12 protein-coding genes are annotated in these 14,222 nt (G+C 67.8%); 11 read left to right on the top strand and 1 reads right to left on the bottom strand.

Features of this window, described 5'->3' with window-relative positions; genetic code table 11:
- The first annotated feature begins 40 nt into the window (after nt 1–40).
- The gene (locus LQ771_RS07995; protein ID WP_231348889.1) at nt 41–601 is read left to right on the top strand and encodes a DUF2058 domain-containing protein; all 561 of its coding nucleotides are present in this window, start codon (nt 41–43) and stop codon (nt 599–601) included.
- 70 nt (nt 602–671) lie between these two features.
- Here LQ771_RS07995 and LQ771_RS07990 read toward each other — a convergent pair whose 3' ends face one another.
- Nucleotides 672–2,732: a 3-hydroxyacyl-CoA dehydrogenase NAD-binding domain-containing protein gene (locus LQ771_RS07990; RefSeq protein ID WP_231348888.1), complete on the bottom strand. Its 2,061-nt coding sequence runs from the start codon at nt 2,730–2,732 to the stop codon at nt 672–674.
- A gap of 150 nt (nt 2,733–2,882) precedes the next feature.
- On the opposite strand from LQ771_RS07990, the gene LQ771_RS07985 reads away from it, so the two are divergent.
- The 10 genes from LQ771_RS07985 to era all read left to right on the top strand — a co-directional run bounded on the left by LQ771_RS07985 (nt 2,883) and on the right by era (nt 14,142).
- Nucleotides 2,883–3,380, top strand: a complete 498-nt coding sequence (locus LQ771_RS07985) for a hypothetical protein (protein WP_231348887.1) — start codon at nt 2,883–2,885, stop codon at nt 3,378–3,380.
- 12 nt (nt 3,381–3,392) lie between these two features.
- Nucleotides 3,393–5,933, top strand: coding sequence for a putative bifunctional diguanylate cyclase/phosphodiesterase (locus tag LQ771_RS07980; RefSeq protein ID WP_231351812.1), 2,541 nt, complete (start codon nt 3,393–3,395; stop codon nt 5,931–5,933).
- Between the two features lie 211 nt (nt 5,934–6,144).
- A complete protein-coding gene (gene rpoE / locus LQ771_RS07975) occupies nt 6,145–6,741 on the top strand; it encodes an RNA polymerase sigma factor RpoE (protein WP_231351811.1) in 597 nt (198 codons plus the stop codon).
- The gene (locus tag LQ771_RS07970; protein WP_231351810.1) at nt 6,738–7,382 is read left to right on the top strand and encodes a sigma-E factor negative regulatory protein; all 645 of its coding nucleotides are present in this window, start codon (nt 6,738–6,740) and stop codon (nt 7,380–7,382) included. Before rpoE ends, LQ771_RS07970 begins: the two co-directional genes overlap by 4 nt.
- A 111-nt stretch (nt 7,383–7,493) precedes the next feature.
- Entirely contained in the window at nt 7,494–8,975 is a 1,482-nt protein-coding gene (locus LQ771_RS07965) for a DegQ family serine endoprotease (protein ID WP_231351809.1), read from the top strand.
- A gap of 199 nt (nt 8,976–9,174) precedes the next feature.
- A complete protein-coding gene (gene lepA / locus LQ771_RS07960) occupies nt 9,175–10,965 on the top strand; it encodes a translation elongation factor 4 (RefSeq protein ID WP_231351808.1) in 1,791 nt (596 codons plus the stop codon).
- A 101-nt stretch (nt 10,966–11,066) separates the two neighbouring features.
- Entirely contained in the window at nt 11,067–11,984 is a 918-nt protein-coding gene (gene lepB, locus LQ771_RS07955) for a signal peptidase I (RefSeq protein ID WP_231351807.1), read from the top strand.
- 103 nt (nt 11,985–12,087) lie between these two features.
- Entirely contained in the window at nt 12,088–12,468 is a 381-nt protein-coding gene (locus LQ771_RS07950) for a DUF4845 domain-containing protein (RefSeq protein ID WP_231351806.1), read from the top strand.
- Nucleotides 12,469–12,473: 5 nt separating this feature from the next.
- Nucleotides 12,474–13,133 carry a ribonuclease III gene (rnc, locus tag LQ771_RS07945; RefSeq protein ID WP_231351805.1) on the top strand — a complete coding sequence of 220 codons (660 nt, stop codon included), beginning with the start codon at nt 12,474–12,476 and terminating at the stop codon, nt 13,131–13,133.
- A gap of 79 nt (nt 13,134–13,212) precedes the next feature.
- Entirely contained in the window at nt 13,213–14,142 is a 930-nt protein-coding gene (gene era / locus LQ771_RS07940) for a GTPase Era (protein ID WP_231351804.1), read from the top strand.
- Nucleotides 14,143–14,222 lie beyond the last annotated feature (80 nt).

Here is a 14,222-nt window from a genome sequence, read left to right as displayed (position 1 = left end):
CGGCGCTTCCGGCAAGTCAACGCGATAATGGAATCCGGTCATGGCCGACTCTCTCCGTGATCAGCTGCTCAAGAGCGGCATCGTCAAGCAGGTGCGCGAGGAACAGCGGGCGAAGTCGCCGTCCCAGCCGTCCCGGGGTGGACGCCCGCCACAGGGCAAGGGCAAGCCGCGTGCGCCGCAACCGCGCCGGGACCAGGGTGAGATGGACCTGGCCAAGGCCTACGCCATCCGTGCGCAAGCCGAAGCCACCGAGCGCAAGCGTGCCGAACAGGAGGCCGCCGAGCAGGCGCGCCTCAGGCGGGAGCGCAAGGCGAAGATCCAGAAGCTGCTGGAGGGCCAGGTGCTGAACAAGGCCGAGGCCGACCAGGTGCGCCACTTCGAGTACGGGGGCAAGATCCGGCGCGTGCACGTGGATGCCAATCAGTTGGCCGCGCTCAACCAGGGGCAACTGGGCATCGTGCAACAGAACGGCCGCTACCTGGTGGTGACCCAGGCGATCGCCGGGCAGGTGCGGGACATCGATCCCCACCAGCTCGCACTGCTGGTCGACCCGCAGGCAGCGGGCGACGATGACGGCGTGCCTGACGACCTGATGTGGTGACGCAGGGGTGGGCTTGGGCCCACCCTGCCGCTCGGGGCTACCTCACGGGTCGGCGAGCCGACTGCGCGGACTACGGCATCGCGGGTTGGTCGAGCGCCGGCGAGTCCCATCCCTGCTTGGGCAGGAACCGCTCGCCATGGCGTTGTGCCAGCTGCTCGAGGCGTCCGCGCACGGTCGATGCGCCCTCGCTGCGGATGTACTGGATCGGACCGCCGCGGAACGGGGCAAAGCCGGTGCCGAAGATCACGCCCGCGTCGAGCAGGTCGGCATCGTCCACCACGCCATCGGCCAGGCAGGCGACCGCCTCGTTGACCATGGGCAGGATCATGCGGTCCCGGATGTCGGGGGCAGGCGTGTAGTCCGGGTCGACTTCCGGCTTGACCGGTTTGCCGTCCTGCCACACGTACAGCCCCTGGCCATCCTTCTTGCCGCGCTTGCCGAGCTCGAGCTTGTCTTCGATGCCAGGCGGCAATTCCAGCCCGAGGAACGGTGCCAGTTCCTTGCCCACCGAGGCGCACACGTCCAGGCCCACGGTGTCGGCCAGTTCGATCGGCCCCATCGGCATGCCGAACTTCTTCGCCTCGCGGTCGAGTACCGGGCCGGGCACGCCCTCGCTGTACAGGCGCAGGGCCTCGAGCAGATAGGGCATCAGGATCCGGTTGACCAAAAAGCCGGGCGTGCCCTTGACCGCTACCGGTACCTTGCCCAGCGCCTTGCAGAACGCCAGCGCGCGCTTCTCGATGGCCGGGTCGAGCTGGTCGTGGCGCACCACTTCCACCAGCGGCATCTGCGCCACCGGATTGAAGAAGTGCAGACCGAGGAAGCGTTGCGGCGCGGCCAGGCCCTGGCGCAGCTCGTCCAGCGGGATGCTGGAGGTATTGCTGGCGAGGATCTCCCGCGACTTGAACTGCGGCTCGATCTTCGCGTAGAGCTCGCGCTTGGCCTCGGCGTTCTCGTAGATCGCCTCGATCGCGAGGTCGGCCGTGGCCACGCCGGTTCCTTCGACGTCCGGGCGCAGGCGCCCCATGGCGGCCTGGACTTTCTCGGGCGTCTTGAGCTTCTTCTCGTAGAAGCCGCGGGCGCGGTCCAGCGCGGGCTGGACGAATTTCATCTCGCGGTCCTGCAGGGTGACGTCGTAGCCCTTGTAGGCCGCCCAGGCGGCGATATCGCCGCCCATCACGCCGGCGCCGACCACGTGCACGCGACGGATGTCCGGGTCGACCCCGCCGCCGGCACCCTTGAGGCGCTCCTGCAGCAGGAATACGCGGATCAGGTTGTGCGCCGTCGAGGTCTTCGCCAGTTTCGCCACGGAGCGGGCTTCGAGCTTGAGCCGCTGCTGGATGCTGGTGCCGCCGTTCTGCCAGACGTCGATCAGCGCGAAGGGAGCCGGATAGTGTTCCTTGCGTACCTTGGCCGCGGTCTGTTTGACCACCATCGGCGCCAGGATCTGGCGCACCGGCCACCAGTTGGTTGCCCATGCCTTGGCACGTTGCGCGAACGGCCGCGCGTGCGGGCGACGCAGCAGGACACGGGCTTCCGCCAGCAGTTCGGCCGGAGCCGCCACGCGGTCGACCACGCCCAGCGCCAGCGCGCGCCGGGCCGACAGCGATTTGCCGGTGAGCATGATCGGCAGCGCCTCGGTGGCCCCGATCAGGCGCGGGAGACGGGCGGTGCCGCCCCAGCCGGGATGGATGCCAAGCATCACCTCGGGAAGCGCGATCCGGGTGTTTTCGTCGTCCGCGGCGATGCGCTGGTGACAAGCCAGGATCAGCTCCGTGCCACCGCCCATGCAGGCGCCGTGCACCGCGGCGACGGTCGGGCAGGGCAGGCGTGCCAGCGATTCGAATACCTGCTGGCCGTGGCGGATGTTCTCCAGCACCGTGTCCTGCCCGGCGTAGCGGACGAACTCCTTGATGTCCGCGCCCACGGCGAAGCCGGAGGCCTTCGCCGAGTGGACGATCACGCCGGCCGGCTTCTCGATCGCCAGCCGCTCGACGATCTGCGCCAGTTCGTCCAGCACATCGCGGGAGATGGCATTGACGCTGCTGCCGGCGCGGTCGAGGGCCAGGGTGACGATGCCGCCGTCGTCCACGCTCGTCTTCCAGTGATTGAAACGCAATCCTTCGAACATGGCGTTTGGAGGTTTGGCCGGGGAGCCCAGAACCATACCGCTGCGTGCGGATGAATGCGAGTTGAGGGCCGGTCGGCCGCTCAGGCCGATTTTTCCGAACGGTGACCTGGCGCTATTGCGCTTCGCCCGGGAGTGCGTAACGTACGTCGGATGAACCCCTTGCTGGCCTCCGCCCCGCCGCCTCCGGGCATCGAGATCTTCGAGCGCATCCTGGCTGCGCCGGCCGGGCTGATCCTGCTCGAGGGTTGTGACACCCAGGGATTGATCGAGCAGTTCCGCGCCATCGTGCGCCGGAGCGGACAGGCGGTTTACCTGTGGCAGCCGGACCTGGGCCTGGGCAACCTCGTCGATGCCCACTCGCGCGTGCCCGGCAGCCAGCGCCTGGGCGCGGCCCTGCGCTACATGCAACAGAGCATGCATTTCGGTGTCTACCTGCTGATGGGCCTGGAGCCTCCGCTTTCGGCGATGGACAGTACCCTGCTGCGCCAGTTGGCCAAGCCGCCGGCCGGGCATGTGCGCCGGGTAGTGTTGCTGGACGCCTCCCCGGCGTTGGTCGATCACCTGGGCGACATGGCCATGCGCATGAAGGGTCAGCCGGACGCCCCGCTGCGGCCGCGCCTGCGCGACGGCCGCTGGCTGGTCGCCTGACCGGAGGTACACGTGAGTGCCGGCATCCTGGTAGTTGCCGCCCAGCGCGATCTGCGCCGGAACGTCTTCGACGCCCTGGACGGCGCCGGCTATCCGAACATCCATACCGCCCGCGGCGTGCCGCATGCCGAGTTGCTGCTGGACGGTCGCCCGCCGCTCATGCTGGCGGTGGTGGCGTTCGACGGCGACGAAATCGATGCGCAGGCCACCTGCGAGCAGTTGCGCCGTATCCCCGCCTGCGCCGAGGCGCCGATGATCGCGGTGCTGGCCGATGAGGCGACGGTCAGGCCGGGCCAGCTTCCGGCCGGCATCTGCGACTGGCTGTACGGCTCGCAGGTGGAGCTGGAACTGGTCGCCCGCTGGCGCCGCGCCCGGCCGCAGGCGCCCCTGCCGGTGCAGGCCGGGCCGGACCAGTACCGCTTTGCGTTCGAGGAAGACGCAGGCGAATGGCTGATCGTCGATCCGCAGACCGAGCGCGTACTGGAAACCAGCTCCGCCGTCGTCCGGCACAGCCACCTCGAGGTCGAGCAGCTGGTGGGGCGCGGCTTGCGCGAGTTGCTGGCGTTCGAGGGCATCGCCACCGAGCACGTGCTGCAACAGGCTGACCGGCGCTGGTACGCCTGCCAGCGGCGCTCCAGCCGCGGCGCGGACACCGGTCAGGCCAGTGCGCGGCCGATCCGCCATGGCGAGCAGGAGGCGATCGCACTGCTGTTCCGCAGCGACCGCGCGGATATCCGGGCCGAGGCCGCGCTCAGCCTGCTCTCGCGCATGTTCGCCTCGGCCAGCGGCATCGACACCCAGAAAGTGGCCGCGCGATTGCTGGTGGACGAGCTGGGCCTGGATTACCTCGCGCTGTGGTCGTCCAGGCCCGCGGAAGGGGCTACCGGCCCCAACCTGTTGATCCAGTTGTGGCGGGGCGAGGATCAGCCGTGGCCGGCGCCTGCCCAGCAGGGCGTGCTGCGCCAGGTGCTGGACGGCAAGACGGTGCTGCACCCGGCCGATGCGCGCCGGCTTGCCTCGAGCGACCCGCTGATCGGGATGTTGGGCGTGTCCGGCTTCGCGGGTCTGCCGCTGTTCGACGAGCGGCGTTCGGTGCTGGGCGCCCTGCTGGTCGGCAGCCGCACGCCGTTCGGGGACATGGGGCTGGTCGAGCCGGTGCTCCGCTGTGCCGCCGCGCGCTTCGCACATGCGCAGGAACTGCGGCTGACCCGAGAGCAAGGACGTGCCGAAGGCCTGATCGATGCGCTCACCGGCCTGCCCAACCGCCTCCTGTTCAACGACCGCCTGGACACCATCATCCGCGAGGCGCACCGCACCCGCGAGACCTTCGCCGTGCTGTTCGTCGACCTGGACCGCTTCAAGGACATCAACGATACCCTCGGCCACGCCGCCGGCGACCACGTGCTCAAGACGGTGACGCACCGCCTGTGCTCGAGCGTGCGCGCCTCCGACACCGTGGCCCGCTACGCCGGCGACGAGTTCGTGGTGGTGCTGCGGCACATCATCAAGAACGACGACGTCCTGCGCGTGGCCGAGAAGATCGTGCAGGTGATGGAAGCCCCGCTGAAGATCGCCGGCGAGGAGGCGCCGCTCAAGGTGACCGCGTCGATCGGCGTGAGCTTCTACCCCGACGACGCGCTCGACGCCGAGACCCTGCTCAAGCACGCGGACGAGGCGATGTATGCGGCCAAGCGCCAGGGCCGCAACAACTTCCAGTTCTACGAGATCAGCCCGGAACAGGCGCAGCAGCACGACGTGCTGCTCAAGACGCGCCTGCGCCATGCCGAGGGCAACGGCGAACTGCGCGTGTTCTACCAGCCGCAGGTCGACGCCGAGAGCGAGGACATCGTCGGCATGGAGGCGCTGGTGCGCTGGGAGCACCCGGAGCTGGGCCCGATCAGCCCAGGCGTGTTCATCCCGCTGGCGGAAGAGACCGGCCTGATCGTCTCGCTCGGCGCCTGGGTGCTGCGCACCGCCTGCCGCCAGGCGCACGAGTGGGAGCAGAAGTACGGCCTGCGCCTGCGCCTGGGCGTCAACCTCTCGGCCGTGCAGCTGATGGAACCGGACCTGCTGGACACCGTGACCGCGGCGCTGGCCGAGTCGGGCCTGGACCCTCGCCTGCTGGAGCTGGAGGTCACCGAGAGCATCAGCATCAAGGCCGTACCCAACCTGGTGGAAAACCTGCACGGCCTGCACAGGTTGGGTTGCCGCATCGCGATCGACGATTTCGGCACCGGCGCCGCGTCCCTGGACTACCTGCGCAAGCTGCCGGCCGACCGCATCAAGATCGACCAGAGCTTCGTGCGCAACATCGGCATCGACCCCGACGACGAGGCGATCGTGCGCGCCACCATCGAGATGGCGCACCGGCTCAAGCGGGGCGTGGTGGCCGAAGGCGTGGAGATCGAGCAGCACCTGAAGTTCCTGCGCGCCAACCACTGCGACGAGCTGCAGGGCTACCTGTTCTGCCGCCCGCTGCCGCATGCCAGCTTCGACCGCCTGCTGGCCGAGCGCCAGCGCCTGCTGGCCGAGCCGCAGGCCAACGTGGCCTGAGCCCGCCGGGGGCGGGCAGCGGTCGGTCGCACCCTTGATCCGGATGATCCGAACCGCATCTCGGACACGTGCCGTCGTCCGTGACGGCTTTTTTTGGACCGGCCAGCCATCGTGATACCCGTGTGAACTTGCGCTCCTGCCGCTTGTCTGAGGGCGGCGCGTTACCATCCGGCTGGCGCCAACCAAGCGGTTATCGAAGGAGACGGCCCGGATGGGCGAAAACGAACTGGATAGCGCGCTGGTCGAGCGTGTCCAAAACGGCGACCGGCGCGCGTTCGACCTGCTGGTGCGCAAGTACCAGCACAAGGTGATCGGCCTGATCTCCCGCTACGTCAACAACTACGCCGAGTGCGAGGACGTGGCGCAGGAAGCGTTCGTGCGCGCCTGGCGGGCGATCGGCTCCTTTCGCGGCGACAGCCAGTTCTATACCTGGATGTACAAGATCGCGGTCAACACGGCCAAGAACCACCTGGTGGCCATGGGCCGCCGTCCCCCGATGGACGACATCGCGGCGGAGGACGCGGTTTTCCTGACCGGCGCCGAGCGGATGCAGGAAAGCGCCACGCCCGAGCGCGAACTGCTTCGGCAGGAAATTGAACAAACCGTCTTCGATACTGTCCAAGCGCTGCCAGAGGAGCTGCGGACCGCCATCACGCTGCGCGAGGTGGACGGCCTGAGCTACGAGGAAATCGCCGAAGCGATGGGCTGCCCCATCGGTACCGTGCGTTCGCGGATATTCCGTGCGCGCGAAGCGATCGATCAGCAACTGCGGCCACTGCTCTCGGACCGCGAGGATCAACCGACATGACGCAAGACCAACGTGAACATCTTTCGGCCGGCATCGACGGCGAGCTCGCCCGCGAGGAACTGCGCTTCCTGCTGCGCCGGTTCGAGCACGACGCCGGGCTGAAGCAGGCCTGGACGCGCTACCACCTGGCGCGCGACGGCCTGCGCCGGCAGTTGCCGGTGGTGGCGTCGGCCGGGTTCGCGGCACGGGTCGAGCACGCGATCGCGCAGGAATCGCAGGCCAGGGCAGGGCGCCGCACGCCGCACTGGCTGCGCTGGTCCGCCGGCGGCGCCATTGCGGCCAGCGTGGCCGTGGCTGCGCTGATGATCGCCCGGCCGGTGACTGACGACGACCGCGCGTCCGCGGGTTTGGCGCAGAGCACGCCGGCCACCGGGGTCACGGTTCCGACGGAGCCGGCTGCGCCGGCCGCGGTGCCGCCCTGGCTCAGTGGCGATACCGCCTCCCGTTACAGCCAGCAGGCCGCCGCCACGCTCGGGGAGAGCTACGGCGAAGGGCTGATGCCCTATGCCCGCAGCCTGTCGCCCTATCGCGTGCAGCCGATGCGCGCGCCCGGCAACGAGCCCGGCTATTTCCTGCTGATCGATCCGCAGCGGGCGGCCAATGCCCGCTATCCGCGCCAGGCGGCTGCCGGCGCCCAGTGACCTGCGTCCGCGTGTCCCCGCCGCGGCCGTTTTCCCCCTAGCCATCGGCCGGCCCGCCTCGCGGGTCGTGCCCGGTCGCGTCCCAAGTTCTTGTCTGAAGGAGGAGAGTCCATGAACCGAATTCCCTTGCGCACCCTGGCCTGCTGCGTGCTGATGGGCCTGGTGACGGCCGGTTGCGCCCAGGCGGAGCCACCGGCCGCACAGGCCAGTGCACCGACGTCGACGAACGCGCCCGCGCCGGCGGTGGCCGGGTTGCCGGACTTCACCGGAATCGTCAAGAGGAACGCCCCGGCCGTGGTGCACGTGGAGGCCAAGTACAACGGCCAGCGCCGCGAGCCGCGCATGCAGGCGGGCATGGATGACCCGCAGATGGAGTTGTTCCGCCGCTTCTTCGGCATGCCGATGATGCCCTCGCCGGAAGAGCAGGAGCACACCTCGCTCGGGTCGGGTTTCATCATTTCCAGCGACGGCTACATCCTGACCAACAACCACGTGGTCGACGGCGCCGATGCGGTTACCGTGCGCCTGCAGGACCGGCGCACCCTCAACGCCAAGGTGGTCGGCACCGACCCGAGCTACGACATCGCGCTGCTGAAGGTGGACCAGAGCGGCCTGCCGGCGGTGTCGATCGGCGACTCGCGTTCGCTTCAAGCGGGCCAGTGGGTGCTGGCGATCGGTTCGCCGTTCGGCCTGGACTACACCGTCACCCAGGGCATCGTCAGCGCCGTGGGCCGCAACCTCGGCAGCGGCGACCAGCCCTACACCTCGTTCATCCAGACCGACGTGCCGATCAACCGCGGCAACTCCGGCGGCCCGCTGTTCAACCTCCAGGGCCAGGTCGTCGGCATCAACTCGCAGATCTATTCCAACACCGGCGGCTACCTGGGCGTTTCGTTCTCGATTCCGATCGACGTGGCCATGAACGCGGTCCAGCAGATCAAGGACCATGGTTACGTCACCCGCGGCCAGCTCGGCGTGCAGGTACGCGGCGTGGACAGCCAGATCGCCAAGGCGCTCAACCTGGACAACCCGCGCGGCGCCATCGTCGGCGTGGTGCAGGACGGGAGCGCCGCCGACAAGGCGGGCATCCAGGTCGGCGACATCATTACCGGCTACAACGGCCAGCCGATCATGGACGCCGGCGACCTGCCGCCGGTGGTCGGCATGACCAAGCCGGGCACCAAGGTACCGGTGGAGATCCTGCGCAACGGCAAGAAGCAGACCGTCCAGGTGACCGTCGGCGAAGCACCGCACGACAAGGCGGGCGCCAGCGGCCGTGACCACTCGCCGGTGCAGTCCGGTTCGGCGGCATTGGGCCTGAGCGTGCGCGAGCTGGACGAGGATGCCCGCCAGCAGCTGGACCTGAAAAAGGGCGAAGGTGTGCTGATTGCCGACATCACCGGTCCGGTCGCGGCGCGCGCCGGCCTGCAGCCGGGGGATGTGGTACTTCGCGTGGGCCAGCAGAACGTCGGCAGCGTGTCCGCCTTCCGCGCGGCGACCAGGGACGTCAAGCCGGGCGATACCGTCCTGCTGCTGGTGCGCCGTGGTGACGACACCCGCTTCATTGCCCTGACGGTGCCTTCGGACAAGTAGGCGCTCACCAGCCTGGCGGACCGACTTGCGGGTGATGCCCTTGCTCCGGGGCAAGGCATCGCCCGCAACCAACGCCTGCGCGCACTGACCGGCACGGGCGGGTGGCGGAAACCGATTCCATGCGACAATACCGGGTTCGTATCGCCATCCCGGCGGTCCGCGGTCCCTGCGGGCCGCGAAGGCCCGACCAGCGTATTCCATGGAACTGATCCGCAACTTCTCCATCATTGCCCACATCGACCACGGCAAGTCGACGCTCGCCGACCGCATCATCCAGCTTTGCGGCGGCCTGAGCGAACGGGAGATGGAAGCCCAGGTGCTCGACAACAACCCGATCGAGCGCGAGCGCGGCATCACCATCAAGGCCCAGTCCGTGTCGCTGCCGTACACCGCGCGCGACGGCAAGACCTATCAGCTCAACTTCATCGACACCCCCGGCCACGTCGATTTCTCCTACGAGGTGTCGCGCTCGCTGGCCGCCTGCGAGGGCGCGCTGCTGGTGGTCGACGCGGCGCAGGGCGTGGAAGCCCAGTCGGTCGCCAACTGCTACACCGCGGTGGAGCAGGGACTCGAAGTGGTGCCGGTGCTCAACAAGATCGACCTGCCCACGGCTGATCCGGAGAAGGTCAAGGGCGAGATCGAGGCGGTGATCGGCATCGATGCCACCGACGCGGTGGCGATCAGCGCCAAGACCGGCCAGAACGTCACCGAGGTGCTGGAAGCCATCGTCGCGCGCATCCCGCCCCCGAAGCCGCGCGATACCGACCGGCTGCAGGCGCTGATCATCGATTCCTGGTTCGACAATTACCTCGGCGTGATCTCGCTGGTGCGCGTGATGCAGGGCGAGATCAAGCCGGGCGACAAGCTGCTGGTGATGTCCACCGGCCGCGTGCACGAGGTCGACGACGTCGGCGTGTTCACTCCCAAGCGCAAGAAGCTGGACAAGCTCGGTGCTGGCGAGGTGGGCTGGATCAACGCATCGATCAAGGACGTGCACGGTGCACCCGTCGGCGACACGCTGACGCTCGCCGCCAAGCCCGCGGAGAAGCCGCTGCCGGGTTTCCAGACCATGCAGCCGCGCGTGTTTGCCGGCCTGTTTCCGGTGTCGGCCGACGATTACCCGGCCATGCGCGAGGCGCTGGACAAGCTTCGCCTCAACGACGCGGCGCTGTTCTTCGAGCCCGAATCCTCCGAGGCGATGGGCTTCGGTTTCCGCTGCGGCTTCCTCGGCATGCTGCACATGGAAATCGTGCAGGAGCGGCTCGAGCGCGAGTACGACCTGGACCTGATCACCACCGCGCCGACGGTGGTCTACGAGGTGCTCAAGACCGACGGCAGCGTGATGGACCTGGACAACCCGGCGAAACTGCCGCCGGTGCCGCAGATCCAGGAGATCCGCGAGCCCATCATCGTGGCGAACATCCTCACGCCGCCCGATTACATCGGCAACATCATCACCCTGTGCGAGGAAAAGCGCGGCGTGCAGCGTTCCATCCAGTACATGGCCACTCAGGTGCAGATCAGCTACGAGATGCCGCTGGCCGAGGTCGTGCTGGACTTCTTCGACCGCCTGAAGTCCGTGTCGCGCGGGTACGCCTCGATGGACTACCACCACGAGCGCTTCCAGGCCGGCCCGTTCGTGCGCGTGGACGTGCTGATCAACGGCGACCGTGTCGACGCGCTCAGCCTGATCGTGCACCGCAGCCACGCCGACCGCCGCGGCCGTGAGCTGGTCGAGCGCATGAAGGACCTGATTCCGCGCCAGCAGTTCGACGTGGCGATCCAGGCCGCCATCGGCGCGCAGATCATCGCCCGTTCCACGGTCAAGGCATTGCGCAAGAACGTGCTGGCCAAGTGCTACGGCGGCGACGTCAGCCGGAAGAAGAAGCTTCTGGAGAAGCAGAAGGAAGGCAAGAAGCGCATGAAACAGGTCGGCCGCGTGGAAATTCCGCAGGAGGCCTTCCTTGCCGTTCTGAAAGTGGATAAATAGCTCAGCCGGGAATAGGGAATCGTAAATCGGGAATCGAAAGGGCTTGGCGCCGGCGCTTCCCGATTGACGATCGACCATCCACGGCTCTTGAAGGAGCCACCATGGAATTCGATTTTTCCGCCATCCTGCTCGCCCTTACCGTGCTCTTCGGCGTGGTGTGGGGACTGGACCGGCTGTTTCTCTACAACAAGCGCAAGGCGCGCCTCGACGCGGCCGGCGAGGAGTACCGCGACCCGGTGCCGGTGGACTGGGCACGATCGCTGTTTCCGGTGGTGCTCGTGGTACTGGTGCTGCGTTCGTTCGTGGCCGAGCCGTTCCGCATTCCCTCCGGCTCGATGATGCCGACGCTCGACGTGGGCGACTTCATCCTGGTCAACAAGTTCGCCTACGGCCTGCGCATGCCGGCCTTCAACAACAAGTTCCTGGACCTGGGCGAGCCCAAGCGCGGCGACGTGGTGGTGTTCCGCTTCCCCGGCTACCTGTGCCGGGACGAGAACGGCCAGTGGGTGCGCAGCGGCGACATCAGCTGCTCCGACCCGCATGCGCCGGTCCCGAACCAGAACTGGATCAAGCGCGTGATCGGACTTCCCGGGGATACGATCTCCTCGCACGGGGACCAGTTGCTGATCAACGGCGAGCCGGTGCCGGCCGATCTGATCGGGCCGTTCCAGGGGCGTGCCAACGGCGATGAATCGCGGCTGATGCGCGACTACGGCGCCACGGTATGGACCGAACACCTGCCGCGTTCCGATGGCAAGGGCAGCATCGACCACATGATCGCCCGCATGCCGGCCTATTCGGTGCCGCTGTCGATACCCAACGACAAGGTGCCCGCCAAGGTGCCGCCGGGCTGCTACATCGTGATGGGCGACAACCGCTACAACAGCACGGACAGCCGCTGGTGGGGCTGCCTGCCGGAACAGAACCTGGCCGGCAAGGCATTCCTGATCTGGCTCAGCTGGAAGGGAACCCACGACGGCTGGATCGATTTCGGCCGTATTGGCAAGATCATCCACTGACGCAGGACGTGACGCACGCCACTGGCGGCGCCCATGACCGAGGGCCCGGGCGGCGTGCAGAATGCAGACGAGGTAGCCGCCGCAGCGGCATAGCGAGGGGACTATGAAGAGCAAGCAAGCGGGTATCACCCTGATCGGGTTTCTGGTCGTCCTGGCCGTCGTGGCCTTTTTCGGCTACATGGCCATGAAGCTCGTGCCGGCCTATACCGAATTCATGGGCGTAACCAAGGCGATGACCCAGGTCTCGACGGAAGGGGCGGATGGCAAGTCACTGGACGAGATCCGTCGCGACCTGATGTTCAAGCTGGGTTTCCAGTACGTGGACGATGCCACAATCCAGCCGCAGGACATCACCATCGATCGCAGCAACGGCAATCAGCTGCACGTGGCCTACGACAAGCAGATCCCGTTCGTCTACAACATCGATTTCCTCCTGCACTTCGAGAAGAGCGTGCCGCTGCAGGGCAACGTGTCCTCGCTCTGACGCCCGTGAAGCTGGATTACCGTTTCCGCGACCCCTCGCTGGCCGAGCTGGCCTTGACCCACCGCAGCGCGGGGCGGCCGAACAACGAGAGGATGGAGTTCCTGGGTGATGCGCTGCTCGGGGCCGTGGTCGGGGAAATGCTTTTCGAGGCGCATCCACGCGCCAGCGAGGGCGAGCTTTCGCGGTTGCGGGCGCAGCTGGTCAACGGCCTGGCACTGGCGGTGGTTGCGCGCGAACTGGAACTGGGCGAGGGACTGAAACTTGGTTCGGGCGAGCTGAAGAGTGGCGGATTCCGTCGCGATTCGATCCTGGCCGATGCGTTCGAGGCGTTGGTCGCGGCGGTGTATCTCGACGGCGGCTTCGACGCCTGCCGCGATACCGTCCGCGCGCTTTTTGCGCAGCGCGTGGCCGACCTGCCCAGGTCGTCCAAGGACGCCAAGACCCGCCTGCAGGAATGGTTGCAGGCGCGGGGTCTGCCGCTGCCGGTCTACGAACTGGCCGGCAGCCACGGCGAGGACCACGCCAAGGTCTTCGAGGTGACCTGCAGCATCGCCGAACCGGCGCCGCTGCGCGCCGCCGCAAGCGGCCCCAGCCGCCGGGCCGCCGAACAGGACGCGGCCGAGATCGTGCTCGGGCAGCTGACCGAACCACTGCCGCCCGCCTGAACCCTTCTTTTCCCGTCGCTGGCGCCGTTGGCGCGGCGGCGCCATGCTCTGCCCTCTGTCCGCCGGAACACCTTCTGCCATGAACGACGAAACCGTATCCACCGGCGACCTGCCGCACGAAAACTATCGCTGTGGCGCCGTGGCGCTGGTGGGGCGCCCGAACGTGGGCAAGTCGACCCTGCTCAACGCGCTGATCGGTTTTCGCCTGTCGATCGTCAGCCCGCGTCCGCAGACGACCCGACACCGCATCCTGGGCATCGCCACCAGCGAGGCGGGGCAGGTGATGTACGTGGACACGCCCGGCCTGCACCGGGGTGCCAAGCGTGCGATGAACCGCAGCCTCAACCGCGCCGCCCGCACCGCGATGGCCGAGGTGGACCTGGCCGTGCAGTTGATCGAGGCCGGCCGCTGGACCGACGAGGACGAGGCGCTGTACGCCGCGCTGGTCGAGCAGAACGTGCCGCGCCTGCTGGCGATCAACAAGGTCGACCTTGCCAGGGACAAGGGCGCGCTGCTGCCCTTCGTGGCCGAGTTGAGCGCAAAGCACCAGTTCGGGGAGATCCATTACGTCAGTGCGCTCAAGCAGCAGGGCCTGAAGGACCTGGAACGCGCGATCCTCGAGCGCCTCCCGGTGCGCCCGCCGGTGTTTGGCGAGGACGAGATCACCGATCGCAGCGAACGCTTCCTCGCCGCCGAAATGGTGCGCGAGCAGCTCATGCTGCGACTCGACCAGGAGCTGCCATACGCCACCACGGTGGAGATCGAACAGTTCAAGGATCGCGACGACGGTGTCGCCGAAATCCATGCCGTGATCTGGGTGGAGCGCGATGGCCAGAAGGCGATCGTGATCGGGCAGGGTGGCGCCCAGCTCAAGGCCATCGGCAGCGCTGCCCGGCGCCACATGGAACGGCTGTTCGAGCGCAAGGTCTTCCTCAAGCTGTGGGTGAAGGTGCGCGAGGGCTGGGTAGACGACGAGGCGATGCTCAAGAAGCTGGGGTATACGGATTAGGGGATTCGGGATTCGGCGCGCTGGCAGCCTAGGCTGCGTCAGCCCTTCGCGCGCCCGATCCGAAACCCCGGCGAGGGGTT

This window comes from Frateuria soli, from assembly GCF_021117385.1.
GTDB classification, from domain to species: Bacteria; Pseudomonadota; Gammaproteobacteria; order Xanthomonadales; family Rhodanobacteraceae; genus Frateuria_A; species Frateuria_A soli.
Note: the sequence above shows the minus strand (reverse complement) of the source record. Positions and strands in the feature narration are given on the sequence as shown.

Excerpts from the sequence above, each read along its gene's own strand:
- LQ771_RS07995 (WP_231348889.1), top strand. The coding sequence starts at position 41 with ATGGCCGACTCTCTCCGTGATCAGCTGCTCAAGAGCGGCATCGTCAAG.
- LQ771_RS07990 (WP_231348888.1), bottom strand. The coding sequence starts at position 2,732 with ATGTTCGAAGGATTGCGTTTCAATCACTGGAAGACGAGCGTGGACGAC.
- LQ771_RS07985 (WP_231348887.1), top strand. The coding sequence starts at position 2,883 with ATGAACCCCTTGCTGGCCTCCGCCCCGCCGCCTCCGGGCATCGAGATC.
- rpoE (WP_231351811.1), top strand. The coding sequence starts at position 6,145 with ATGGGCGAAAACGAACTGGATAGCGCGCTGGTCGAGCGTGTCCAAAAC.
- LQ771_RS07970 (WP_231351810.1), top strand. The coding sequence starts at position 6,738 with ATGACGCAAGACCAACGTGAACATCTTTCGGCCGGCATCGACGGCGAG.
- LQ771_RS07965 (WP_231351809.1), top strand. The coding sequence starts at position 7,494 with ATGAACCGAATTCCCTTGCGCACCCTGGCCTGCTGCGTGCTGATGGGC.
- lepA (WP_231351808.1), top strand. The coding sequence starts at position 9,175 with ATGGAACTGATCCGCAACTTCTCCATCATTGCCCACATCGACCACGGC.
- lepB (WP_231351807.1), top strand. The coding sequence starts at position 11,067 with ATGGAATTCGATTTTTCCGCCATCCTGCTCGCCCTTACCGTGCTCTTC.
- LQ771_RS07950 (WP_231351806.1), top strand. The coding sequence starts at position 12,088 with ATGAAGAGCAAGCAAGCGGGTATCACCCTGATCGGGTTTCTGGTCGTC.
- era (WP_231351804.1), top strand. The coding sequence starts at position 13,213 with ATGAACGACGAAACCGTATCCACCGGCGACCTGCCGCACGAAAACTAT.